This window comes from Halopseudomonas sp. (assembly GCF_047631575.1).
In the GTDB taxonomy this organism is placed as follows: domain Bacteria; phylum Pseudomonadota; class Gammaproteobacteria; order Pseudomonadales; family Pseudomonadaceae; genus Halopseudomonas.
Genome location: NZ_JBLIAB010000001.1, coordinates 754,554 through 777,064 on the forward strand (window position 1 = coordinate 754,554; position 22,511 = coordinate 777,064).

A 22,511-nucleotide genomic window follows, 5' to 3' on the forward strand; every position below is an offset into this window, starting at 1 on the left:
CAATGGAGATGAAGTAATGCGTGATACCCAAGCTACAGAGACCATGATGAATAAAGTGCCGGCGGTGACGCTGGTGTTCTGGCTGATCAAAATCCTATCCACCACGGCAGGTGAAACCGGGGCTGATTTTCTGATTTTCAAGCTGCATGTCGGTCTTTCTGTGACCACGTTGATTATGGGTGCGCTACTCATAATGGTGATGGTGATTCAGTTACGCAAAATCCGTTACGAGCCTTGGGCATATTGGTTATGCGTGGTTCAAGTAAGCATATTTGGCACACTGCTCACCGATAGCCTAGTCGGCACCTATGGCGTGGCACTGACAACCACTTCGGTATTTTTCAGCATCGCCCTAGGGCTCACATTCGCGCTCTGGTATGCCTGCGAGCGCAGCCTGTCGATTCGACACATCTACCGTGGACGCCGCGAATACTTTTATTGGCTGGCGATTCTCATGACGTTTGCCCTAGGCACAGCGACTGGGGACTGGGTAGCGGAAGAAATGCGCTTGGGTTATTCCGTATCTGCGCTGCTGTTCCTGGGGGCTATTGGGCTGGTCGGAGTGGCGCACTACGTGTTCAAGCTCGATGTTGTGCCTAGCTTTTGGATGGCCTACATCCTGACCCGACCCTTTGGCGCATCCTGTGGCGACTGGCTCTCGCAATCCGTAAGCAAAGGCGGACTGGGGCTTGGCGTGGTTAACACCAGCGAAGTCTTCGCAGTGATCATCGTTGCTCTGGTAGCTTGGATGACTTGGCGCCAGCATAAGATCGATCGTGTTGTACAACCTACGGCATCACCATACAGAGATTAACAAATGATAGGTTCAGTCACTCAATGGTCAGCAGCAATAGCCCTTGCGCTATCAATTGTACTCCCAGCGCACTCGGCTGAGATTCCGCAGCCGACGGTGTTCGGCTGGGTTGAGGAAGGCATTCTTCTGCCCGAAAATGTCTCAGTGAAGATCAAACTCGATACCGGCGCGTTAACCTCCTCGATGGACGCCAAAAATCTGGAACGGTTCGAGAAAAACGGAACGGAGTGGGTGCGCTTCAACGTCGAATTTCAGGACAGCGATACAGGCGAAATAAACAGCCTCCCGTTTGAGCGCAAGATAGTTCGGAACGTAAAGGTACGCGGTGCAGGTGGTGCGGAACACCGGCCTATCGTGATAATGGAGATGTGTATCGGCAATGAAGTTTATAACGAACAGTTTTCACTGAAAGACCGCAAGAAGATGATTTATCCCGTACTCATCGGGCGGCGCACACTTGAAACTCTTGGTGCTGTGGATGTTTCTCGCACCTTCACCACTGAGCCCCGGTGCAGTTAAGCCGCTTTAGTTGACTAAAGGCTGGGAGCCACTTATTAAAGCTTGGTTACCAACAGGATCTTAGCGATATGAACATAATCATGTCATTCCGCCGCTGGGCCAGTGCGCTTAAGCGCCAGGTTCTGACGCTATGGTTCTGCTACCGCCACCCACAAACCCCTTGGTTGCCGAAAAGCGTTGCGATATGCGTAGTGGCCTATGCGTTAAGCCCAATAGATCTGATTCCGGATTTCATTCCGGTGTTGGGCTATCTGGATGATGTCATTCTCCTGCCATTAGGCATTTTGTTGGTGTTGCGGTTAATGCCCGCAGATATTCTTGAGGTGTGCCGAAGTCGTGCCAGGGAGTGGGAGCACAACGCGATGCCGAGACCAACAATCGAGTGGATGGCCGTTTTAATAGTGCTGATCTGGATGCTGGTAGCTGCAGGCCTATGGTTATATTTCGCATAGCCCCTTAGCCTTCTGGCTCGGCCAAATAAGCAACACTACCGAACAGTATCTACTTTCACGAACAAGGCTTTTTGCGCCGCCTCGCTCACCGCCACAACAGCTGGATGAGTAAGCCTGCGTTCCACAGAAATTGCGTAGTAGCTAAGCATGACCTCATCGACGCAACCAACAACCTCGGCGCCATATTGATCCCTAATTTCATCGCTCAGTATTATCGGCGCTGGGAAAATACCCACACCGGCCTTGCCAAAGGCTTTCATTAGCGCGCTATCGTCGAATTTACCAAGAATACGCGGCTGAATCTGGTGCTCGCTGAACCAGCGCATCAAGGGCGCCTGAACCGCCGCTTTATCGCCTGGAAGTAAAAAAGGGGCGCCTCTAAGGGATCGAGGGAAATCTGCCCGGTAGCGCACGGCCAATTCCGGCACCGCATAAAAGGCGATGGCGCACTGCCCCAGCGCGTGATTGTAGCCTTTCACTCCAAGCTCTGAGGGCAGCGGTCGATCCGAGATCACCAGATCAAGCTGATGAATGGCCAATTCTGCGAACAACCGCTCTAACTTGTCCTCGTAACATATGAGGCGCACGGATTCAGAGAGTGCCATGGCTGGCGCCAACAGCTGGTAAGCGAGCGTTTTTGGCACTGCGTCGGCAACCCCCACCCGAAACGGCAGTTCACCCCCTGCAGCCCCACTGAGTAAGGATTGTTCGAGCTCATAGCCTATCTGGAATATCTCGTCGGCATGGGTCAGTGCCAGTTTTCCCGCAGACGTCAGCTCGAGTCGCCTACCTACACGGCGAAACAAATCCGTGGTCAATGCTCGCTCGAGCTCAGCGAGTTGGCCACTGATCGTCTGAGGGGTGAGATGCAGTCTTTCAGCTGCACGCGTAATACTGCCGGCTTTGGCGACGTTCCAGAAATAATAAAGCTGCTTGTAATTAAGCATAGTGCAATCAGCCTCTCAATCAGTCTGCACCGATGTATTCGCAAAGAATAATCTGCTTTTCTTGATGCAGAAGCAATCCTAGTATCGCACTTTGAAATGGTCGGTCCCCCTCAGGATCGCAAACTGCAGGGTATGACCTGCCTGCTCAATAAGAGGGTGCTATGAATAGCGTCAAAAGGGAGCGGTTGCCGGCACAAGCGGCATCGAGGTTGAAAGGAATACGCTCGCGCACCTGGATGATTCTGGGGGCAGCGGTGCTGGCTTTTATCGGTCTGCTGATTTGGGCCGTCATTGCGGCCCTGTCCTGGCTATTTAGCCAGGTAGCGACTGTTTCCGACTTAGGCAAACGCTTTGCCGACGATGCTGTGACACAGGTCGAACAGATAGCGCCAGGACTGCGAGAACAGGCCGAGCAGTGGGTCCCAGCGGGAGTGAAAGACCAGGCAAACAGATGGCTGCCAATGGTAGGCGCGGACCTACCACCGGCCGATGTCAGTGGCACCGATGTTGGGCCGGTGTCGCGTTTTCCCGGCTTGGTGCGTAGCCACTTTACGCACGAAGGGAAAATCAATGAAGTGCGTTACACGGGCAACGTACCATTCGCGGCGGTACTGGCATACTACGTCCAGGGCTTTGCTGATGCGAGCTACGCTCACGAAGTGATCTCCGCCACAACCAGCATTGAGCAACACCGCTTCAAGGGTAACGGGGAATCCATCGACTTTTCATTGCTGCGGCATCAAGGTGCTCAGATAGAGGTTCGCTTGAGGCTCTCGTCTTCGTGATGGTTGAAGTGCTCGAGTCGATGAATCCTCGATGTGGAGTAAAGTGACATGCTTTTTGCTCTTCCACATTACCAGAATCGGCCCCTTGCGTTGCTCACCCAGCACGGCAAGGAAAAGGTGCTTGCGCCCAGCAACACGTCAGGTTTATGGATCGTCGAGCGCATAGCGAGACTGCCGTGCATGCATTGCGGTGCGCCAACCCGCTGTGACTACTGCAACCCTTGAGCTACTGATCATGCACAGCGCACTCATTACTATAGCCAACCTGCCGTTGAAACTCCGACTAAAAGCAGCATTTTGGGCCACTTGTTTATCTCGCGCGGCATGCGCTCGCTAACGCTATTTTGAGGATTTGAGATGATTAAAATTACTGAACATATGCGCAGGTACTCTTCTCAAGTGGTAGACGGCCTTGAAGCCACTCCCGCTCGAGCCATGTTACGAGCCGTTGGCTTCACCAACCAGGACTTCAAAAAGCCTCAGGTCGGTATTGCGTCGACCTGGGCCAATGTCACCCCCTGTAATATGCACATCAACAAGCTTGCCGAAGCAGCTGAGAAAGGCGCCAATGCGGCAGGAGGCAAGGCGGTCATATTCAACACCATCACTGTTTCCGACGGCATCGCCAACGGCACTGAAGGTATGAAGTATTCTCTGGTGTCGCGAGAGGTCATTGCCGATTCCATCGAAACCGTCGTTGGCTGCCAGGGTTTCGATGGCCTCGTTGCCGTGGGTGGCTGCGACAAGAACATGCCTGGCTGCCTTATTGGTATGGCGCGACTGAACCGCCCAGCCATCTTCGTCTATGGCGGTACTATCAAGCCCGGCAGCGGCCACACCGACATCATCTCGGTGTTCGAGGCCGTAGGCCAGCAGGCCAAAGGGGAGCTTGATTTGATCCAGCTTAAGCATATCGAAGAGACCGCAATACCCGGACCAGGCTCCTGCGGCGGCATGTACACCGCCAATACAATGGCCTCGGCCATTGAAGCACTAGGTATGTCGCTGCCAGGCTCTTCGGCACAGGAAGCCATCTCCAGCGACAAGACCTCGGACTCCTACCAAGCTGGCCAGCAGGTGCTGGAACTGATCGCTCGCGACATCAAGCCTCGCGACATCATGACGCGTAAAGCCTTCGAGAACGCCATCCGCGTCATCATCGCGCTGGCCGGCTCCACAAACGGCGTGCTGCACTTGTTGGCCATGGCTCATGCTGTGGATGTGCCGCTGACGCTGGACGACTTCACCGCGATCGGCAAGACCACGCCGGTGCTTGCTGACCTGCGCCCCAGCGGCAAGTACATGATGTCTGAACTGGTTGCCATTGGCGGTATTCAACCGCTGATGAAGCGCTTGCTCGACGCGGGGTTACTGCATGGCGATGTGCTGACTGTGACAGGTAAAACGCTGGCCGAGAATCTGGCCAACGTCAGCGACTATCCAGCCGATCAGGACATCATTATGCCGTTCGACAGGCCCATCAAAAAGGACTCGCATCTGGTTATTCTGCATGGCAACCTCGCGCCAACCGGCTCGGTAGCAAAAATTACTGGAAAGGAAGGGCTGCGCTTCGAAGGTACCGCGCGCGTATACAACCGCGAGGAGGAGGCACTGGCCGGCATCCTCAATGGTGAAGTCGTTGCTGGCGATGTCATCGTTATCCGTTATGAAGGTCCCAAGGGGGGTCCCGGCATGCGTGAAATGCTCTCCCCGACTTCGGCCATCATGGGCAAAGGACTCGGCAAGGATGTCGCTCTCATCACTGACGGTCGATTCTCCGGCGGCTCCCATGGCTTCGTGGTCGGCCACATCACGCCGGAAGCCTTTGATGGCGGCCCGATTGCACTGATTGAAAACGGCGATGCCATTACCATCGATGCAGAAACCCGCGAAATATGGGTTGCTCTATCCGATAGCGTGCTCGCCGAGCGCCGCGTGCGCTGGCAACAACCGGCACCGCTCTACACGCGAGGCGTCCTGGCCAAATACGCAAAATTGGTATCCAGCGCCGCAGAGGGTGCGGTGACCGATAAGTAGGTCAGACAGATAGCGACTAATACGCTCGGTGGAGTCGAAATATGGTACTGCTTGCAAGTACGCATGAAGATATAGTGCACGCCGCCAATATTGTGCGGTGCGGGGGGTTAGTAGCCTTCCCTACTGAAACAGTTTATGGCTTGGGCGCAGACGCCAGCAATGGCCAGGCAGTGACTCGTATTTTCGCTGCAAAGGGTCGACCCGCCGACCATCCTCTTATTGTCCACCTATCGGCGGCTGGCGAGTTGGAGCGCTGGGCACGCGATATTCCGGATGCAGCGTGGGTGCTTGCAGAACGCCTCTGGCCTGGTCCGCTCACACTGATCCTCAAACGCGCGGCGGGCGTCCTAGACGCAGTGACGGGCGGACAAGACACCATTGGATTGCGCGTGCCAGATCATCCTGTGGCGCTGGCACTGCTCAAAGCTTTCGGTGGTGGCATCGCTGCCCCGTCGGCCAACCGATTCGGACGCGTGAGTCCTACTTGCGCTGCCCATGTGTGGGCAGAACTCGGCGACGCCGTGGACTACGTGATCGATGGTGGATCCTGCCAGGTGGGGCTTGAATCCACCATACTCGACCTCAACGGAACACTGCCGCGCGTGCTGCGCCCGGGGGCCGTAACGGCTGACTTGCTTGCATGCATCCTTGGAGAACCGCTGGGCACCAGAGCCGGCAACCACCCGAGAGTATCGGGTTCACTGGCCTCACATTACGCGCCGGATACCCCGCTGCGATTAATCGAAGCGCATGCAATCGAGACTGCGGCCCAGTCATTTTTGATTATCGGACAATCGATTGCCGTCCTGTCGATGCGTCAAGTAGTTAGCCATCACCCCGATTGTCGGTGGATAACGATGCCCGCCAATCCCCGAGAATACGGACAGTTGCTGTATGCACGCTTACGCGAAGTCGATACCTGGGGTTGTCGTTGGATTCTCGTTGAGCAGCCACCCGCCTTGGCCGAGTGGGAAGCGGTACATGATCGCTTGATGCGCTCCGCCAGCGTCAGAGGGGTCGAGGGGATAGCATCATGAACTCACTTGGTCGCTACCCCTTATCCGAGAACCAGGCGCTGAGCTGACACCAGGCGAGCGGATTAGTACTGCATTCGCCTTCGGCAATCGCCTGCTTTACCGCGCCCACATCCACCCTATTCATATAACCGACGGCGTCTTCCATACGCTCGGCGGAACCAAAGCCACCCTCCAACATTTCCGCCATCGCTTCTTCACGACTCCAGCCGTCGTAGACTATGCGGTACATGGCACTGATAAGCCCGGTCCGGTTTTGGCCATGCTTACAGTGCAACAATACGCCGCCGTCTTGCTCGCCTGCCCGGATGGCGCCCAAAACGGCTATTACCTGAGTGTCGGTGACCCGGTCGCCGCGCAAGGGGATGTGAATACTGCGCATATCATCGCCGGCCAGCCATGGCTCGTCGCTTTCCTGATGCAAGTTGATTACGGTATGGATGCCGCGCTTGTGCAGTAGCGCAAGGTTGTTCGCCTGCGGTACAGCACTGCGATAGAGCGTCGGACTCAACGTATAAAAACGGAAGCTCGCGTCCAGCAGCGTCGCCCAGGCTTCCGGTCGCGCTTGCTCGGCGCTGAGTCTGGGCGACGGGATGTCTACGTGGTCACTACGCAACACATCGGGCCGCCACAGAAACACTGTGACCAACATTATGGACAGTGACAGCGCGAGCCAGCCTGCCGGACGCAACAGGCGCTTAAGTCGGTTCATTGTGAACGTCTCCATAGAGGTTTGCTGGGTCGGCCGCGCCTGAAGCCTGTCGGTACAGTATCAGCCGGTAGCAGATCAAACTGATGCACCAATCAAATAATAATGTCCAAATGTTATGGGACAGAAAATGCGCTCCCTGCATGGTGCGCCCAATAGAAAACACTGTTCCCAGTGTGAGCGCTACGACCAGTGCAGTCCGGGCTGCTCGTGGACGTCGGTCGCGCAGCATGAAAAACAGCGCCAACAGCGAAAAACCAGAAGATGCATGCCCGCCCGGCCAGCAACGACCGGCCTTGTCGCTTGGCGGCCGTTCGCTTAGCAGCGGGGTATGCACCTGATCGCCGCCATACTGCTGCAAGCTCCAGGGACACTGCACATTGGTCAGCGCCTTGAGCGGCGTCACCAGGCTGATACACAGCGTCATAGCCAACACCAGATACCCCAGCGATCGACGATATTGACGCAGCCATGTCGGCAGCAGGCTGAGCAAAAAGCCAATAATCGCCAGTACCCCGATGCCAATCACGGCCTGCTTCGCGCGGTCATGCAGTATGTCTTCCAGAAAGAAACTATGGCGGCCGATGAAGCCTACGCCCGGCTCATAGAACAGATTAGAAATAGCCATATCCAGTGGGCTCGGATCAATCAGCAGCAAGAGCATCATCAGACCTAGCGGCAACGCCAACCAAAGACGAAAGTTAAAAGGCCTAGAGACAGTAATAAGCGACCTCATCTCTGACTGACCTGAACTTTGGCTTGGGCTGGGGCGTGCCAGCCGAGCAAATTGTGACCGAAGTCGTAGCTCGCGCCCTCATAGTAGGCAATGCTGCGCGCGATTAGTGGATCACTCTGCTCGGCGAGGCTTTCAACACTTTTTCCCAGTGCATCGTCGTGCCGGCGCATCAGTTGACGCGGACTGAGAATCGCCAGGCTCGCGCCATCGAACAGGCCCAGATGCTGATAGTTACCAATTAATGCACGGCCTGGTGCAGCGTCGTCGCGCAACACATTGCGGCCAAAGAAGGTTGAGGTGTAATCCGTATTCAGCAAGCCCAGCAGCGTGGGCGCCAAATCAATCTGGCTGGCCAGCATACTCACCTCAGCCTGGCCGATCAGACCCGGCGCGTAGATGAACAACGGGATCTTATAGCTGCTGACCGGCAGGTCTTCCTTGCCCGCGCTGCCCGCCGTATGGTCGGCCACGAAAACGAACATCGTATTATCAAACCAGGGCTTTTGTTTTGCTGCACGGAGGAACTCACCAATAGCGTAATCGGTGTATTTCACCGCACCTTCGCGGCCGCTACCGGAGGCTATATCGATGCGTCCTTCCGGATAGCTGTAAGGACGATGATTGGACGTCGTCATCAACTGCAGAAAGAAGGCTCTATCCCTGGCGAAATCAGCATCAGCCACTTTCAGCGCCTGCCGGTAAAGATCTTCGTCGCTCATACCCCAGGCGTTAGTGAAGGAAACCTCTTCATCAGGCACACTGCCCTGATCGACGATGCGGTAACCATTACCCTCAAAAAAGGCGTTCATATTGTCGAAGTAGCCACGCCCGCCGTACATGAAAACGCTATCGTAACCTTGCGCGGTAAACTGCTGACCCAGACTGGCGAAACCGCTTTCGCGGCCTACGCGCTTGACAATGGAGCGGCCTGGAGTCGGTGGTATCGACAGGGTAATGGCTTCCAGCCCACGGGTGGTGCGGGTCCCGGTGGCGTACAGATTGCTGAAGTACAAACTCTGCTGACGCAGCGCGTCAAGCTCGGGGCTGAGCCCCCGGGTATCACCTTCGCTGCCCAGGTATTTGGCACTCAGACTTTCGATAGTGACCAATATCACATTCATCCGCTTGGGTTGTCCGGGGTTGTCGATCTGACGACGGATGCTCAGGGGATCGCTGTCAATGAAAGTGGCATTAGGCTCGCGTACTTCGTCACGCATACGCTCAGCGACCTGATTCAAGGGCAGCAGCGGGTAAAACTGCTCATAATCCAATTGGTTGTTACGGAAAGCGGCAAAAAACTGATACGGCCCATTCGCCGAAAGTTCGTGCTGATAGACATTTCCACCGGCGTCGCGCGGGAAATCCTGACCCACGACGCTGACGCCCAGCCCGATCAACAAGGCCCAACTTCCAAAAACCATACTGCGTTGGCGCCACGACAGCACGGGAGCCGATGCAACGCTGCGCATAGTGCCGCGCAGCGCCAGCGTGATAAAAACAGCAATCAGCGCCAGAGCGGCAAGCAGCGGGTAGATCGGGTAGGATTCGAGAATATTGTTGAGCACTTCATCGGAGTAAACCAGATAGTCCACTGCAATGAAATTGAAGCGCACGCTGAACTCATCCCAGAACAACCATTCTGCTACCGCCGTAAATAGCATGATGAAAATGCTAAGAATCAGCACCATCTGCAGCAGTCGTTGATTCCAGCGGCTTTGCCAAACGCGTTCAGGGCACAGCAGCAGGTAAAGCCCCAAGGGCGCCAAGGCATATAGCAGAAAAACCAGATCATAGACCAGACCTTCGCCGAAGAGGGCCAGGCTACTGCCAAGACCAAGCTGCGCTTCATTTAAATGAGTAGATAACAACAGGCTGCGAGTCAGGATGAAAAATGCCAGCCAGACGAAAGAGATCACGGCGAGAAAACGCGTTTGCGCAAACTTTAAAGAGTGCATTATAGAATCCACATTGATGAGACTGCAGCAAGTGTGGCCATACTGCTGTCAGCAGTTCGTCAATACGCTGTGAAAAAAGTGTTAATTATCCCATCCCGATAGTTGAGGAAGCTGGATGCGTATTCTTGTGATTGAAGATAACCGCGATATTCTCGCAAACGTGCTGGATTATCTGCAGATCAAGGGCTATACCGTTGATTGCGCGCAAGACGGGATCTCCGGCCTGCACCTGGCCGTCAGCGAGCATTACGATCTGATCGTTATGGATATCATGCTTCCGGGTATGGATGGCTACCAGTTGTGCCAACGCCTGCGCGAAGACGCCCAGCGCGATACACCTATTATCATGTTGACCGCGCGCGACCAGCTGGAGGACCGACTCAAGGGTCTGAGCAGCGGCGCCGATGATTACCTGGTCAAACCCTTTGCCCTGTCCGAACTGGTCGCACGCATCGAGGCTATTCTGCGCCGCAGCCAGGGTGGCTCAAGACACAAGCTGCAGGTAGCTGACCTCAGCTACGACCTCGACACCCTGCAGGTCAAACGCCAAGGCAAGTATCTCAAGGTCAACCCAGTGGGACTCAAGCTACTGGAGCTATTGATGCGTAAAAGTCCTGCGGTGGTACGCCGCGCGGTTCTGGAAGAAGCCCTGTGGGGCGAAGAGCTACCGGACAGCGACAGCCTGCGCAGCCATGTTCACCAGTTACGTCAGGTGATCGATAAACCCTTCACCCAGCCGCTGATGCATAACGTGCACGGGCTGGGCTACTGTCTTGCCGAGCGACACAATGAAGACTAAACAGCCTCTCGTTCGCCGAATCGGCATTGCATTTACCCTGATGACGCTACTAGTCAGCGGCGGCTTTTCCCTCGGCATTGTGGCGATTGTGCACTTTCTCGAAGAGCATCTGATCTCACAGGAAATGAGCGAAGAACTGGATAGCATTCTGGATAATGATCTGGCGCGAGGGCTGCCACCCCGGCTGAATATCAAGACCCGCTTATTTGCATCACACCTGCCAGGGTATGAAATCCCCAAGAGTTTTATCGGCCTGGATGAGGGTTTTACTGAGGTTGTAGCAAGTGAGACGGAGGCGCATTACGTATTCGTGAGGGAAACAGCTGAGCAGCGCTTTGTGCTGGTACAGGAGCAGGCCGAGTTCGAAGCGCGGGAGAATGGGCTCTTCGCCGTAGTCTTTGCTGGATTTGTACTCAGCGTATTGGCTGCGTGGATATTTGGCATATCGATGGCTAACACCATCATCGCTCCACTGTCCCGTCTGGCTCAACAGGTTCGCCATCGCGATCAGCTGCTGACCATCGCGCCCAATCTTGCTCCGGACTATCCGCCCGATGAGGTGGGGCATGTGGCCGCAGCCTTTGATGAGACACTGGGGCAACTGCGCAACTCGCTGGAGCGCGAACGCTTTTTCACCAGTGATGTCAGTCACGAGTTGCGTACCCCCCTGATGGTAATCGCCTCCTCAGTCGAGCTGCTGGCAGAGGGTGCACTGGGTGAGCGCGAGCGTCTTCAGGTCGAACGCATAAACCGCGCCACAACCGAAATAAGTGATTTGGTGGAAACCTTTCTGCTGCTGGCCCGCGCCAATACGCAACCCAACCCGCTGAGCGGCAGCGCTTCACTTGAGCAGGTTGCGCGCGAGGAGTCAGAACGCTGGGGGCCGCGCTTTGCTGAACAGGGGCTGGCATTCCACATCATTGTCGAAAAAGCGAACCATGATCTGTGGCACGGTGGATTTCTCAGCACGGTAATGTCAAACCTTATGCGCAATGCCCTCCACTACACAACAACCGGCGAAGTACTCCTGGTGCTGACCGCTAATGGCTTTCGCGTGGAGGATACCGGCCAGGGGATACCCAGTGCCCAGCAGGACAGCATGTTCAAGCCCTTCGTGCGCGGTTCACAAGCACGCGGTGAGGGCCTGGGGCTGGGGCTCTCATTGGTAAAACGTATCTGCACGTACCAACGTTGGCAAGTACGCATGCATTCCCTACCTGCTGGGGGTAGCTGCTTTGAGGTGATTCTGTCTTAAAGCGTTTTCACACAATTTTTACACTCTTTTGACAAGAGCTTGACCGGCGGTTGATTAGTCTGGCCTCGATACCTGATCCCGAGAGCCTCACAATGTCCAAAGATAAGCCGGTCACACTTGAATTTTCCGACAAGTACGATCAACAGCACTCTCACCAGTATCTGCAGAAACATCAGGCGGGCATGGCACGCCGGCTGTCTAACTGGCGCGACATGCAGCTGGCACGCAATGCATTGGAGGACGCAGGCAACCCCAATCTGGTGCTCGACCTGCCCTGCGGCGCTGGCCGCTTCTGGCCCTTGCTGGCAGAAGCGCCGAATCGCGTCATTCTCGCTGCGGATAACTCCGCCGACATGCTCACCACAGCAATGGCTGGTCAGCCCGCAGACATAGTAGAGCGGGTCAAGACATTCCAGACCTCAGCATTTGACATCGATCTGGGCGATAACGCCGTCGACAGCATTTTCTGTATGCGCCTGATCCATCACGTTGCCGAACATGAGCATCGCCTAGCCATGCTGCGCGAACTGTGCCGAGTGACTCGCGATACGGTCATTATTTCGCTCTGGGTCGACGGCAACTACAAAGCCTGGAAACGCAAGCGTCTTGAGGCACGCCGTGCAGCCCGAGGCAAGCCATCGGAGAACCAGAACCGCTTCCTGGTCAGCCGCGACACCATCGAAAGCGAGTTTCGTGGAGCCGGCTTCACTGTTCTCAACCACCATGACTTCCTGCCCGGCTACGCCATGTGGCGCGTCTATGTGCTGCGCAAGGTACGCACATGAATACCGCGGTCGGGCAAGCAGGCGGGAAGCTGTCCAGCTTCAAGCAATCGAGCTTTGAGCGCTGGTGGCGCACGGAAGGTGAATGGGTGGAAGAGCAAAACCAGCGACGCGGCGGCGAAAGCGGCGTAAAGCGGCTGCCACCCTTGCAACCGGGTCAACCATCGCTCTACAGCAAGCGCCAGATCGGCCATGTGTTCCGTACACTTCGCCATCCCTGTGGCTTGCCAACCGCACTGCGTGAAGAGCAGGCGTTGATAGCCTGTGAACAACTGGGCGTCACCGTGCCCAAGCGGATTTTTTGCGCAGCGCGCAAACATCAAGGTCAGTGGCAGGCACTGCTGATTACCGAGGAGTTGAGCGGCTTCGTCTGCCTCGATGAGTGGTACGCCGAATACGTGCCCAAGCTGACAGCCAACAGTCGCAACGCCGTGCTGCGACGTCTGGCACTGATCCTGAACAGACTGCACAGCGGGCGTCGACAACACGGCTGCCTGTACAGCAAGCACATCTACATCAACGTAACCTCCAAAAAACCAGAGGTCGCACTGCTGGACTTGGAAAAAAGCCGACTCAGACTCCTGCGCCGCAAGGCAATGGGGCATGACCTGTCGCAGCTCCAAAGACACAGCGGTGCCATGCCGGAGGCTGACTGGCACTACCTGCTCGAGTGCTATCACAACCCATATCTGGTCGATGAGGTAAACACGGATGCGACCTGATCCCATACCCGCGCAAGACGCATTAGCGCTTAAAAGTCACGGCGGCTTTGGTCGCGTGTTCAAGGCGACAGGTTACTCGCTGGCGGGCCTGCGCGCAGCGTTCGCCGGTGAGGCGGCTTTCCGTCAGTTGCTGGCGCTTAGCGCGGTACTGATACCATTGGCCTGCGTATTGGATGTCAGTGCGCTGGAGCGTGCGATCCTGTTGCTGGTGATCTTCGTCGCGCTGATCGTCGAACTACTCAACTCCGCCATAGAAGCCGTGGTTGATCGTATTTCACTCGCACTGCACCCCCTGTCCAAGCAGGCCAAGGACATGGGTAGCGCTGCGCAGATGATCTCGCTGCTGATGATTCTGACCGTCTGGCTAGTGATATTGATCTAGCCAGACGGGGCTAACTTTAGCCCTTGGATGCCCCCCAACTGAATGGAAATCTGTATATTCATGCGTGCTTCCCATAGTGCGACTGAGCTGTCTCGGTCGATCGTTGGCTTGCGTGGCCAGCTGCTGTTTGTTGTCGGTTCGCTGTTCGCAATCACCCTATTGCTGACGTTTCTTAGGGCGGGCCTGTTGGCCTATAACTGGGAGCTCGCCACGGAGGCTTCCTGGCGTGACTTGAGCGAAGCTCTCTACAATGGTCTGCGTTTTGATATGCGCGTAGTCATGATTGCCGGAGCGCCGCTGATTTTAACGTTTTTAAGCGTCCGATTGATGCAGCTGCGCAGTCTTCAGTGCGTCTGGCTGGTTCTGGCCACACTGCTACTCAGCTTGCTCGGTGTTATTGAATTGAACTTTTATCGTGAATTTCATCAGCGCCTGAACGCACTGGTGTTTCAATACCTGCAGGAAGACCCCGCAACCGTGCTGCGCATGCTCTGGTACGGCTTTCCTGTGGTACGACTGCTATTGGTACTGGCAACTGTATCGCTATTGATGTTCAGCCTGTTCCGCTGGCTCGATTATCACACCCGCGTGGCTGCAACCGCCAACACCCTACAGCTTACCCAGCGAGGCGCATTAGCCGCACGGCTGGGCGTATTGATGCTATTACTGCTCAGCTCCACCGTACTGGCGCGCGGCACCCTACGACAGGGCCCGCCTCTACGTTGGGGTGATGCGTTCACCACCGACTCGATGTTCGCCAATCAGCTGGGACTAACCCCAGCGTTGACACTCTACGCTGCCGCCAAGGCGCAGTACTCCAACCACCGCGATAATGCTTGGGTCGAGCTGATGCCGACAGCGCAGGCAACGGGCATTACTCGGCAGATGTTATTGGGCGCACACGATCAGTTGGTTGAGCCCGAGTTGGCGCCAATCCGTCGAGACTATCTCCCTCCAGCAGACGCTACGTTGCCGATCCGCAACGTAGTGGTGATCCTGATGGAAAGCTTTGCCGGGTATTACACCGGAGCACTGGGCTCGCCGCTGCAGATCACCCCCGAGTTCGACAAGCTGAGCACGCAGGGCCTGCTGTTTGACCGCTATTTCTCCAACGGCACGCATACCCATCAAGGCATGTTCGCCACCATGGCCTGCTTCCCCAATCTGCCGGCCTTCGAATACCTGATGCAGGAGCCTGAGGGTGGCAATCAGTTTTCCGGCCTGCCACAACTCCTCAGCGCACGCGGATTCGATGATCTGTACGTCTATAACGGTGACTTTGCGTGGGACAACCAGCAAGGCTTCTTTGGCAATCAGGGCATGACCCGCTTTATTGGCCGTAATGATTATGTAAACCCCGTGGTGTCGGACCCGACCTGGGGGGTGTCTGATCAGGACATGTTTGATCGCGCGGTCACCGAACTGCGCCAGCTTGATAATAAGCGCCCTTTCTATGCATTGCTGCAGACACTGTCTAACCACACGCCCTACGCTCTCCCCGACACCCTGCCGGTAGCAACCGTGAACGATCAAGGCAGTTACGCCAATGAGCATCTGAGCGCGATGCGCTATTCGGACTGGGCACTAGGCCGCTTTTTTGAACAGATCAAGAACGAGCCCTACTACGATCAAACCCTGTTTGTGATCGTCGGCGACCATGGCTTTGGTACACCTCAGCAACTAACCGAACTGGATTTGCTGCGTTTCCATGTCCCGCTATTGTTGATCGCACCGGGTATCACCGAACGCTTTGGTGAACGCAACAGCATCGTTGGCACCCAGGTGGATATAGTGCCTACCATTATGGGCCGGCTCGGCGGCAATGTGCGGCACCAGTGCTGGGGCCGTGACCTGCTCAGTCTGTCATCGGATGATCAGGGCGTAGGTGTAATCAAGCCTTCGGGCGGCGGCCAGACCGTCGGTATGATCCGCGGAGACCAGGTGCTGATTCAGCCACGGGGTGAAGAACCCAAACTCTACAGCTATCAGCTGGGAAGCAATCCCAGGGCCACACTTCAGCCTGATGCGCCACAATTGCAGGACTGGCAGCAGCAACTCGAAGCCTACGTGCAGACGGCAACCCAAGCCTTGCTGAATGATCGGGTGGGTGTTGAAGCCTCGCAAAATCGAAGTGTGCTGGGCACCGATTGACAAGCGAGAACCGCTCAGCTCAGGTCCTTCAGACCCGGGCTGGGCGGTTCTCGCCTTCCGCTGCGCTACCGAATCAGCGTCTCGCCAACCGTCGAGCTGCAAACCAGGCCCGCGTATTATCGCCCAGCACCAGCATACAGGGCGTGATGAACAGCGTCAGGATTGTGGCGATGGTCAAACCGCCGGCGATAGCGCTGGAAAGTTGCGTCCACCATTGGGTAGAGGGCGCGCCAAAGCCAAGGCTGGGCTCCAGCAAATTGACGTTCACAGCCAGCACCATGGGCATCAGGCCTAATACGGTGGTGATGGACGTCAGCAATACCGGGCGCAACCTCAGACAACCTGTTTGATGGGCGGCATCAAGGGCGGAGGCGCCATCGGCCCTGATCTGGTTGTAGGTATCGATCAATACGATGTTGTTGTTCACCACTATGCCAGAGAGTCCGATGATGCCCATGCCCACCATGACGATGCCGAAAGGCTGGCTGTTGATCAACAATCCCAGTAATACTCCAGCGGTAGAAAAGACGATAGCGGACATGATCAGCATGGCCTGATACCAGCTATTGAACTGCACCAGCAGGATCAAAAGCATAAGAAAGATCGCAACCACAAAAGCCATTCCGAGGAAGCTGGCGGCCTCTTGTTGATCGGCGCCCTCGCCCGCGGTATTGATCCGCACACCCACCGGCAGATCCAGACCACTGTTGAGCAGAGAGCTGAGGCGCTCACCCACCTGAGCCCCGCCAGCCAGATCGGACTTGATAGTGACCGCCCGGTTGCCATCGATACGATTGATGACGCTGGTCTTGGGCGCGGACTCCACTGTCACAAAGTTACTGATCGGCACCTGACCCCTGGGCGTCTCCACCGTCAATCGGGTCAGCTCCTCAACAGAGCGCCAGTTCTCCGGGAAACGTACACGGATATCCACCTCATCTCTGGCGTACTCTGGCCGGTATTTGGCCAGTAGCAAACCGTTGGTAACCATCTGTACCGCATTACCCACGGTCAGGACGTCAGCACCGAAACGGGCAGCAGCGGCCCGATCCACTTTCACCCGCCATTCAATACCCGGCAGACTGCGATCATCTTCGATATCGACAAAGCCACCCTGACTATTCATCTCGGCAATCAGCTGCTCTACCGCCGTATCAATGTCGTCCTGATTCGACCCGGTCACCTGCAACTCGATCGGTTTGCCTGCTGCTGGACCCCCTTCTTGCTTGCGAAATTCCAGAATAATCCCGGGGATGCCTTCAGTCAGGGCGCGCATATCATCCAGAATGGCATTCGCCCGGCGCCGCTCATCCCAGTCAGTAAACTGAAATTGCAACGTGCCCACTACATCTGGCGGCAGTTCACTACTGGCACTTACCAGAGAGCGCGCGTAGAGCGCTTTGACTTCGGACAAACCCAGCAGCCGCTGCTCTACACGCTGCAGCAACGCATCACGTTCGTGGATGGACAGATCTCCGCGAGCTCTTACCAATACCTGTGCCGACTCGGGCTCCACTTCCGGGAAAAATTCCACGCCATGATTGAACCCGGCGTAAGTCATAAAGATAACGATGATCGCCAGCAACATGCCAATGAAGGTCATACCGGGCCGGTGCAGCAGCTTAGCCAGAAGGTTTCCGTAGGCCTTGCCTGTCCGGCTGACCGTTACCTGCGCTGAAGCAGGCGCGTGCCGTTTTAGTGAGCCTAGTACCGGCAGGAATATGAGCGCCATGACCAGCGAGGCGAGCAACGCGATGATCACTGTCGCCGGCAAATAGCGCATGAATTGCCCCACCACACCAGGCCAGAACAGCAGAGGGCCGAACACCACTATGGTCGTGGCGGTAGAGGCAATAATGGGCCAGGCCATGCGTTCTGCCGCGTTACCCCAGGCCTGCGCAGGTTGCTGTCCTTCGGCGAGGTTACGATCAGCCAGTTCGCTGACCACGATGGCACCGTCCACCAGCATCCCGGCCACCAGAATCAGGGCAAACAACACAATGATGTTCATCGTGAAGCCGATCAGGTAGAGCACCATAATGGCAGCCAGAAAGGCACCTGGAATGGTGATACCCACGAGCAGAGCCGAACGCACCCCCATCGTGGCAACGATCAGAATCAGCACCAGCACCACAGCAGTCAGCACGTTATTCAACAGGTCCGAGAGCATGGTCTCCACCTGCGTGGACTCATCCATGATGTAGTGCACTTCCAGACCTTCAGGGAAAAACTCGCTCGCTTGCTCGATCAATGCACGGGTCTGCTCGGTGGTAGAAATGATGTTGGCTCCAGCGCGTTTTTTGACTTCCAGCACCATGGCCGGCTGACCGTTGATTCGCGCAAAACCGAGTGGATCCTTGAAGCCCCGGCTAATAGTTGCGACGTCGGCAAAGGTGACGACGGTGTCGCCGTCCACTTTCACTGGCATATTCAACACGTCATCCAGGTTTTCGATGACCCCGGGCACTTTGATCGACATCCGCCCTTCACCGGTATCCAGACTGCCCGCCGCCACCAGGCGGTTGTTGTTGGATACCAGGTTGAACAACTCCATGTAATCCAGTCCATAGGTTTCCAGGGCCTGGGGATCAACAACGATTTCCAGCAGATCTTCCCGGTCTCCGCCTATTTCCACCTCAAGCACTTCCGGAATGGCTTCGATACTTTCCTGCAACTCACGTGCAAAAAAGACCAGTTCGCTTTGCGACACCGGTCCGGCCAGGCCGATCGACATCACCGGAAACAGAGCGACATTGATCTCGTTTACTGTTGGCTCATCGGCTTCACTGGGAAGCTTGCTACGGCCCGCGTCGACCTTTTCCCGTACATCGGTCAGTGCTTTGTCTGCATCAAAACCGGCGTCGAACTCTAGCATCACTGACGCATGCCCCTCACTCGACACCGACGTCATCTTCTGAATGCCTTCCAGTGATCGCAGTTCGTGCTCCATGGGTCGCACCAAGAGGCGCTCGGCATCCTCGGGACTGATGCCGTCCAACGTCATGGAGACGTACATCATCGGAATGGCGACGTCGGGATTGGCTTCCTTAGGGATAGCGTTATAGGCAAATAACCCGCCGATAAAAAGAAAAACTAACAAGGTAATGACGGCGCGACTGCGACCTATCGCGGCGTGGATGACCGAGCTCATTCCGCCGCTCCAATTCCTGGCGAAGGCTGCAACGGAGGGGTATCCGATTGCGCAGCATCTGAGATATTTCCCGGGCTTTGCACCAGCTCCGTCTCCACCTGTTGACCCGGATTCACGAAACCGGCGCCCTGAGTAATAATTTGTACACGCTCCGGCAGACCCTCCACTGTCGCACCGTCTTCGGCGATGGATACAACCCGAACCGGGTAATTGATAACCTTGCCGTCCTCGCCTACCGCACGAACGCCCAGTTTTCCATCCGGCCCAAGCCGCAGCAGTGCAGGGGAAAACCGGTGCGCCATGACCGATGCCAACTGGATACGCAGAGTGGCGCTGCCCCCCGCTACGCGCCATAGATCCGGATTAGCCACTTCTATTTCAACATAAAAGCTTCGTGTTTGCGGGTCGGCAGCCAGACTGACAAACCGTACTTGACCGTCCAGTTCGCGGCCGTCGAGCAGCTGCAGTTTGACCGGCTGACCCTGGGCCACTCGACCCACATCCTGCTGTGGAACCTGAGCGTTGGCCTTCAATCGCTGCACATTAACCAGAGACATCATCGCATCGCCGGACTGAACCAGCTCGCCAACCTCGACATGGTGCCGGTCGACGATGCCATCAAAAGGCGCTACCGGCTGATTATATTCCACCGCCAACTGGGCGGCACTGAGATCAGCCTGAGCGCGGGCCAATTCGCCTTCCAGACGTATTACTTCTGTCTCGGTGACGTAATTAGAGACTTTCAGCTTCCTCGCGCTTTCCACTTCTTTCTGACGCAACCGATACATGGCCCTGGCCTGCGCCAACAATTGGCTTCGGCCCTCATCGGATAGCTTCAGCAGTGGCTCGCCAGCAGATACCCTGTCGCCCTGCTGCTTGAATAATGTCTCCACACGCCCGGATACCTGAGCCATTATCTGAACCTGCTGCCAAGGCAACAGCTGTCCCTGCAACACCTGTTCCCGGCTCATGGGCTCAGCTTGAGACCAGCGAGTCTCGACTTCTTCAAGTGTCTGCTCCACTGGCATAGCGGCTGCTGGGGCCTCGTCCCGAGCGCTTCGGGTCTCACCCAGCAATAACCAAAGAATCAGAATGACTGCCATCAGAATAGCCAGTACTACAGGCGATATTCCACGTGAAAATGTGTTTCTGAGGGAAGCCATCACAGAAAATCCTTCAAGGGAGTTCAAATAAAATCATGCACAGGGACGGTTACAACGCAATCGCGACAGGCAGTATATCTGCCAACAGCACTCTCTGCTCACATGGCCTTTCCCGCGCCTTAAAGGCCGCGCGGATCGCTTTCAAGCACGGCGCAGGGCGGGACTCAGGCGCAACATATCCAGAATGCCATCGACCAGCATTTCGGCATGTGCGTTCAGATCCATCCCATCGGGGACGAGCAGACATTGGTCGAGTATCCCGGTGATGAAAGCGTGCACACAGCGGCTGGCGACAGTCAGATTAAGATCGTCGGGCAATTGACCCTTGGCGATCGCATTGCGCAGACTCAGTTCGATGTTATGTTCATATTCACGACGGAATGCCTGCATCCACTGGCGCAAATTACCAAGATCTTCGGTGTACTCACACTTGTGAAAAAGAATCTCGCTGACCCTGCGTACTTGCGTGTCCGTTGCCGCGCGCTGGAATATCTTTATCAGCAAGTCACGCATACGACCCAGCGGGTCGGGCTCACTGGGATTTCTACTCGCCTCACCAAGCGGCTCCAAAGGCAGGCTGATGTGTTTGAGCAGGGAGCCCACCAGTTCTGATTTATCCTGAAAATGCCAATAGATGGCACCACGGGTAACCCCGGCGGCAGTAGCAATCTCAGCCAATGATGTGCGCGAAATACCCTTGCGGTAAAAACATAGCTCAGCGGCGCAGAGAATCTGATGTCGGGTCTCCTGCGCCTCTTCCTTCGTCCGTCTGACCATCCGTCATATCACCCAATTAGTATTGAGAACCATACCGCCGGACCTGGCAGGTGTGCAGGCTGCGAATGTTAACTAATGTTATCCACACTTACAAACATTCATGAATGTACGTATATTATGCTGCAATATAGCCATGGGTTTCTCATTGGCCAACCGATATATGCAATACGTGCTCCAAGGATCCTGCCATGCCCACCCCGATATCTAAGCGAACCGCGCTTCTTCCCCTGCTGGTAGTTGTTGTACTGCTAAGCGCTTGCAACACTCAAGAGGCCCCCTCGTCAGAGCAGCAACAAGCTCCACAGGTGGTCGAAGTAGGTATCGTCACTTTGGTATCCGAACCATTCGAGCTCACTACTGATCTACCTGGAAGGACTGCGCCGTTGCGCATCGCTGAAGTACGCCCCCAGGTGGACGGTATTATTACCAAACGGCTATTCACCGAAGGCAGCGAGGTCAAAGCGGGTGAGCAGCTGTATCAGATCGACGCGTCGGTCTATCGATCTGCACTTAACAGCGCGAAAGCGGCTCATTTATCCAGCACATCACTAAGTGATCGTTACGCGCAATTGATTGAGGACCAGGCTGTTAGCCGCCAAGCCTACGACGAAGCCCGCGCCGCCAGCCTGCAAACCCAAGCAGCCCTGGAGCGCGCCGAAATTGATCTGCGCTATACCCAAGTCAGAGCGCCGATTGACGGCCGGATTGGCCGCTCGGCAGTCAGCGAGGGTGCGCTGGTGACAGACGGCCAGGAAGCTGCGATGGCTACCATTCAACAACTCGATCCCATTTATGTAGATGTAACCCAGCCCGCCCGTGACCTGCTGGCCCTGCGCCGCGATCTGGCCGAAGGCCGTTTACAAAAAGTCAGCGGCAACGCCGCTCGGGTCACACTGCAACTGGAGGATGGCAGCGTCTACGCGCATCCAGGCACGTTGGAATTTTCCGAAGTATCGGTCGACGCAGGCACGGGCTCGGTCACGCTGCGAGCGGTGTTCCCCAATCCGGATACCATGCTGCTGCCCGGCATGTTTGTACACGCGCAACTGATCGCTGGCACCCGCTCCGAGGCCATTCTGGCACCACAACAGGGCATTACCCGTACTCCACGCGGCCAGGCCACAGCACTGGTAGTCAACGCAGACAACATCGTCGAGCTGCGCGAAGTGAGTACTGAACGCGCCGTGGGTAATCGCTGGCTGATCAGCGACGGGCTGAATGACGGTGACCAGCTGATCACCGAAGGTTTGCAATTCGTGAAGCCCGGTGCAGCAGTCAAAACTGTGCCTGCAAAGAATGTGTCCGCGCCTGCGTCCGCTGCTGACCAGGAAGGATAATTCA

General features: G+C 56.1%; 20 protein-coding genes. 13 read left to right on the forward strand and 7 right to left on the reverse strand.

All coding sequences use genetic code 11. The features are described 5' to 3' along the window. Positions 1-16 precede the first annotated feature (16 nt). The 3 genes from ACJAXR_RS03535 to ACJAXR_RS03545 all read left to right on the forward strand — a co-directional run bounded on the left by ACJAXR_RS03535 (position 17) and on the right by ACJAXR_RS03545 (position 1,785). On the forward strand, positions 17-814 hold the full coding sequence (locus tag ACJAXR_RS03535; RefSeq protein ID WP_415056843.1) for a hypothetical protein: 798 nt from the start codon (positions 17-19) through the stop codon (positions 812-814). Between the two features lie 3 nt (positions 815-817). After that, positions 818-1,333 carry an ATP-dependent zinc protease gene (locus ACJAXR_RS03540; protein ID WP_415056844.1) on the forward strand — a complete coding sequence of 172 codons (516 nt, stop codon included), beginning with the start codon at positions 818-820 and terminating at the stop codon, positions 1,331-1,333. Positions 1,334-1,401: 68 nt separating this feature from the next. Continuing rightward, positions 1,402-1,785: a YkvA family protein gene (locus ACJAXR_RS03545; protein ID WP_415056845.1), complete on the forward strand. Its 384-nt coding sequence runs from the start codon at positions 1,402-1,404 to the stop codon at positions 1,783-1,785. 35 nt (positions 1,786-1,820) lie between these two features. Here ACJAXR_RS03545 and nhaR read toward each other — a convergent pair whose 3' ends face one another. Beyond that, on the reverse strand, positions 1,821-2,732 hold the full coding sequence (nhaR, locus tag ACJAXR_RS03550) for a transcriptional activator NhaR (RefSeq protein WP_415056846.1): 912 nt from the start codon (positions 2,730-2,732) through the stop codon (positions 1,821-1,823). 161 nt (positions 2,733-2,893) lie between these two features. On the opposite strand from nhaR, the gene ACJAXR_RS03555 reads away from it, so the two are divergent. The 3 genes from ACJAXR_RS03555 (at position 2,894) to ACJAXR_RS03565 (ending at position 6,591) form a co-directional block, all read left to right on the forward strand. Further along, positions 2,894-3,517, forward strand: a complete 624-nt coding sequence (locus ACJAXR_RS03555) for a hypothetical protein (protein WP_415056847.1) — start codon at positions 2,894-2,896, stop codon at positions 3,515-3,517. A 357-nt stretch (positions 3,518-3,874) separates the two neighbouring features. Continuing rightward, positions 3,875-5,554 carry a dihydroxy-acid dehydratase gene (ilvD, locus tag ACJAXR_RS03560; RefSeq protein WP_415056848.1) on the forward strand — a complete coding sequence of 560 codons (1,680 nt, stop codon included), beginning with the start codon at positions 3,875-3,877 and terminating at the stop codon, positions 5,552-5,554. A gap of 41 nt (positions 5,555-5,595) precedes the next feature. After that, a complete protein-coding gene (locus tag ACJAXR_RS03565; RefSeq protein WP_415056849.1) occupies positions 5,596-6,591 on the forward strand; it encodes an L-threonylcarbamoyladenylate synthase in 996 nt (331 codons plus the stop codon). Between the two features lie 13 nt (positions 6,592-6,604). Here ACJAXR_RS03565 and ACJAXR_RS03570 read toward each other — a convergent pair whose 3' ends face one another. Genes ACJAXR_RS03570 through ACJAXR_RS03580 form a run of 3 tightly spaced genes read right to left on the reverse strand, consistent with a single transcriptional unit; the run spans position 6,605 to position 9,988 of the window. Then, on the reverse strand, positions 6,605-7,300 hold the full coding sequence (locus ACJAXR_RS03570; RefSeq protein WP_415056850.1) for a dual specificity protein phosphatase family protein: 696 nt from the start codon (positions 7,298-7,300) through the stop codon (positions 6,605-6,607). After that, on the reverse strand, positions 7,287-8,033 hold the full coding sequence (locus ACJAXR_RS03575) for a phosphatase PAP2 family protein (protein ID WP_415056851.1): 747 nt from the start codon (positions 8,031-8,033) through the stop codon (positions 7,287-7,289). The genes ACJAXR_RS03570 and ACJAXR_RS03575 overlap by 14 nt, the downstream gene beginning before the upstream one ends. Beyond that, positions 8,030-9,988, reverse strand: a complete 1,959-nt coding sequence (locus tag ACJAXR_RS03580) for an LTA synthase family protein (protein ID WP_415056852.1) — start codon at positions 9,986-9,988, stop codon at positions 8,030-8,032. The genes ACJAXR_RS03575 and ACJAXR_RS03580 overlap by 4 nt, the downstream gene beginning before the upstream one ends. A 115-nt stretch (positions 9,989-10,103) precedes the next feature. Between ACJAXR_RS03580 and ACJAXR_RS03585 the strand changes: the two genes are divergently transcribed. The 6 genes from ACJAXR_RS03585 to ACJAXR_RS03610 all read left to right on the forward strand — a co-directional run bounded on the left by ACJAXR_RS03585 (position 10,104) and on the right by ACJAXR_RS03610 (position 16,079). After that, positions 10,104-10,787 (forward strand): response regulator transcription factor, encoded by a 684-nt coding sequence (locus ACJAXR_RS03585; RefSeq protein ID WP_415056853.1) that lies wholly within the window; start codon positions 10,104-10,106, stop codon positions 10,785-10,787. Then, positions 10,777-12,042, forward strand: coding sequence for a sensor histidine kinase (locus ACJAXR_RS03590; protein WP_415056854.1), 1,266 nt, complete (start codon positions 10,777-10,779; stop codon positions 12,040-12,042). Before ACJAXR_RS03585 ends, ACJAXR_RS03590 begins: the two co-directional genes overlap by 11 nt. Positions 12,043-12,134: 92 nt before the next feature. Continuing rightward, positions 12,135-12,827: a class I SAM-dependent methyltransferase gene (locus ACJAXR_RS03595; RefSeq protein ID WP_415056855.1), complete on the forward strand. Its 693-nt coding sequence runs from the start codon at positions 12,135-12,137 to the stop codon at positions 12,825-12,827. After that, the gene (locus ACJAXR_RS03600) at positions 12,824-13,546 is read left to right on the forward strand and encodes a lipopolysaccharide kinase InaA family protein (RefSeq protein WP_415056856.1); all 723 of its coding nucleotides are present in this window, start codon (positions 12,824-12,826) and stop codon (positions 13,544-13,546) included. The genes ACJAXR_RS03595 and ACJAXR_RS03600 overlap by 4 nt, the downstream gene beginning before the upstream one ends. Next, entirely contained in the window at positions 13,536-13,928 is a 393-nt protein-coding gene (locus ACJAXR_RS03605; protein WP_415056857.1) for a diacylglycerol kinase, read from the forward strand. Before ACJAXR_RS03600 ends, ACJAXR_RS03605 begins: the two co-directional genes overlap by 11 nt. A 60-nt stretch (positions 13,929-13,988) precedes the next feature. Then, the gene (locus ACJAXR_RS03610; RefSeq protein ID WP_415056858.1) at positions 13,989-16,079 is read left to right on the forward strand and encodes an LTA synthase family protein; all 2,091 of its coding nucleotides are present in this window, start codon (positions 13,989-13,991) and stop codon (positions 16,077-16,079) included. 73 nt (positions 16,080-16,152) lie between these two features. Here ACJAXR_RS03610 and ACJAXR_RS03615 read toward each other — a convergent pair whose 3' ends face one another. The 3 genes from ACJAXR_RS03615 to ACJAXR_RS03625 all read right to left on the reverse strand — a co-directional run bounded on the left by ACJAXR_RS03615 (position 16,153) and on the right by ACJAXR_RS03625 (position 21,170). Next, the gene (locus ACJAXR_RS03615; protein ID WP_415056859.1) at positions 16,153-19,230 is read right to left on the reverse strand and encodes an efflux RND transporter permease subunit; all 3,078 of its coding nucleotides are present in this window, start codon (positions 19,228-19,230) and stop codon (positions 16,153-16,155) included. Beyond that, positions 19,227-20,393 (reverse strand): efflux RND transporter periplasmic adaptor subunit, encoded by a 1,167-nt coding sequence (locus ACJAXR_RS03620; protein WP_415056860.1) that lies wholly within the window; start codon positions 20,391-20,393, stop codon positions 19,227-19,229. The genes ACJAXR_RS03615 and ACJAXR_RS03620 overlap by 4 nt, the downstream gene beginning before the upstream one ends. 141 nt (positions 20,394-20,534) lie before the next feature. Next, positions 20,535-21,170 (reverse strand): TetR family transcriptional regulator, encoded by a 636-nt coding sequence (locus ACJAXR_RS03625; protein WP_415056861.1) that lies wholly within the window; start codon positions 21,168-21,170, stop codon positions 20,535-20,537. Positions 21,171-21,358: 188 nt separating this feature from the next. On the opposite strand from ACJAXR_RS03625, the gene ACJAXR_RS03630 reads away from it, so the two are divergent. Continuing rightward, positions 21,359-22,507: an efflux RND transporter periplasmic adaptor subunit gene (locus ACJAXR_RS03630; RefSeq protein WP_415056862.1), complete on the forward strand. Its 1,149-nt coding sequence runs from the start codon at positions 21,359-21,361 to the stop codon at positions 22,505-22,507. Positions 22,508-22,511 lie beyond the last annotated feature (4 nt).

What these genes read in the sequence shown, in the direction of transcription:
- ACJAXR_RS03575 (WP_415056851.1), bottom strand. Translation starts at nt 8,033, where the DNA reads ATGAGGTCGCTTATTACTGTCTCTAGGCCTTTTAACTTTCGTCTTTGG.
- ACJAXR_RS03540 (WP_415056844.1), top strand. Translation starts at nt 818, where the DNA reads ATGATAGGTTCAGTCACTCAATGGTCAGCAGCAATAGCCCTTGCGCTA.
- ACJAXR_RS03580 (WP_415056852.1), bottom strand. Translation starts at nt 9,988, where the DNA reads ATGCACTCTTTAAAGTTTGCGCAAACGCGTTTTCTCGCCGTGATCTCT.
- ACJAXR_RS03630 (WP_415056862.1), top strand. Translation starts at nt 21,359, where the DNA reads ATGCCCACCCCGATATCTAAGCGAACCGCGCTTCTTCCCCTGCTGGTA.
- ACJAXR_RS03625 (WP_415056861.1), bottom strand. Translation starts at nt 21,170, where the DNA reads ATGGTCAGACGGACGAAGGAAGAGGCGCAGGAGACCCGACATCAGATT.
- ACJAXR_RS03590 (WP_415056854.1), top strand. Translation starts at nt 10,777, where the DNA reads ATGAAGACTAAACAGCCTCTCGTTCGCCGAATCGGCATTGCATTTACC.
- ACJAXR_RS03545 (WP_415056845.1), top strand. Translation starts at nt 1,402, where the DNA reads ATGAACATAATCATGTCATTCCGCCGCTGGGCCAGTGCGCTTAAGCGC.
- ACJAXR_RS03620 (WP_415056860.1), bottom strand. Translation starts at nt 20,393, where the DNA reads ATGGCTTCCCTCAGAAACACATTTTCACGTGGAATATCGCCTGTAGTA.
- ACJAXR_RS03605 (WP_415056857.1), top strand. Translation starts at nt 13,536, where the DNA reads ATGCGACCTGATCCCATACCCGCGCAAGACGCATTAGCGCTTAAAAGT.
- ACJAXR_RS03585 (WP_415056853.1), top strand. Translation starts at nt 10,104, where the DNA reads ATGCGTATTCTTGTGATTGAAGATAACCGCGATATTCTCGCAAACGTG.
- ACJAXR_RS03570 (WP_415056850.1), bottom strand. Translation starts at nt 7,300, where the DNA reads ATGAACCGACTTAAGCGCCTGTTGCGTCCGGCAGGCTGGCTCGCGCTG.
- ACJAXR_RS03555 (WP_415056847.1), top strand. Translation starts at nt 2,894, where the DNA reads ATGAATAGCGTCAAAAGGGAGCGGTTGCCGGCACAAGCGGCATCGAGG.
- ACJAXR_RS03600 (WP_415056856.1), top strand. Translation starts at nt 12,824, where the DNA reads ATGAATACCGCGGTCGGGCAAGCAGGCGGGAAGCTGTCCAGCTTCAAG.
- ilvD (WP_415056848.1), top strand. Translation starts at nt 3,875, where the DNA reads ATGATTAAAATTACTGAACATATGCGCAGGTACTCTTCTCAAGTGGTA.
- ACJAXR_RS03565 (WP_415056849.1), top strand. Translation starts at nt 5,596, where the DNA reads ATGGTACTGCTTGCAAGTACGCATGAAGATATAGTGCACGCCGCCAAT.
- ACJAXR_RS03535 (WP_415056843.1), top strand. Translation starts at nt 17, where the DNA reads ATGCGTGATACCCAAGCTACAGAGACCATGATGAATAAAGTGCCGGCG.
- ACJAXR_RS03615 (WP_415056859.1), bottom strand. Translation starts at nt 19,230, where the DNA reads ATGAGCTCGGTCATCCACGCCGCGATAGGTCGCAGTCGCGCCGTCATT.
- nhaR (WP_415056846.1), bottom strand. Translation starts at nt 2,732, where the DNA reads ATGCTTAATTACAAGCAGCTTTATTATTTCTGGAACGTCGCCAAAGCC.
- ACJAXR_RS03595 (WP_415056855.1), top strand. Translation starts at nt 12,135, where the DNA reads ATGTCCAAAGATAAGCCGGTCACACTTGAATTTTCCGACAAGTACGAT.
- ACJAXR_RS03610 (WP_415056858.1), top strand. Translation starts at nt 13,989, where the DNA reads ATGCGTGCTTCCCATAGTGCGACTGAGCTGTCTCGGTCGATCGTTGGC.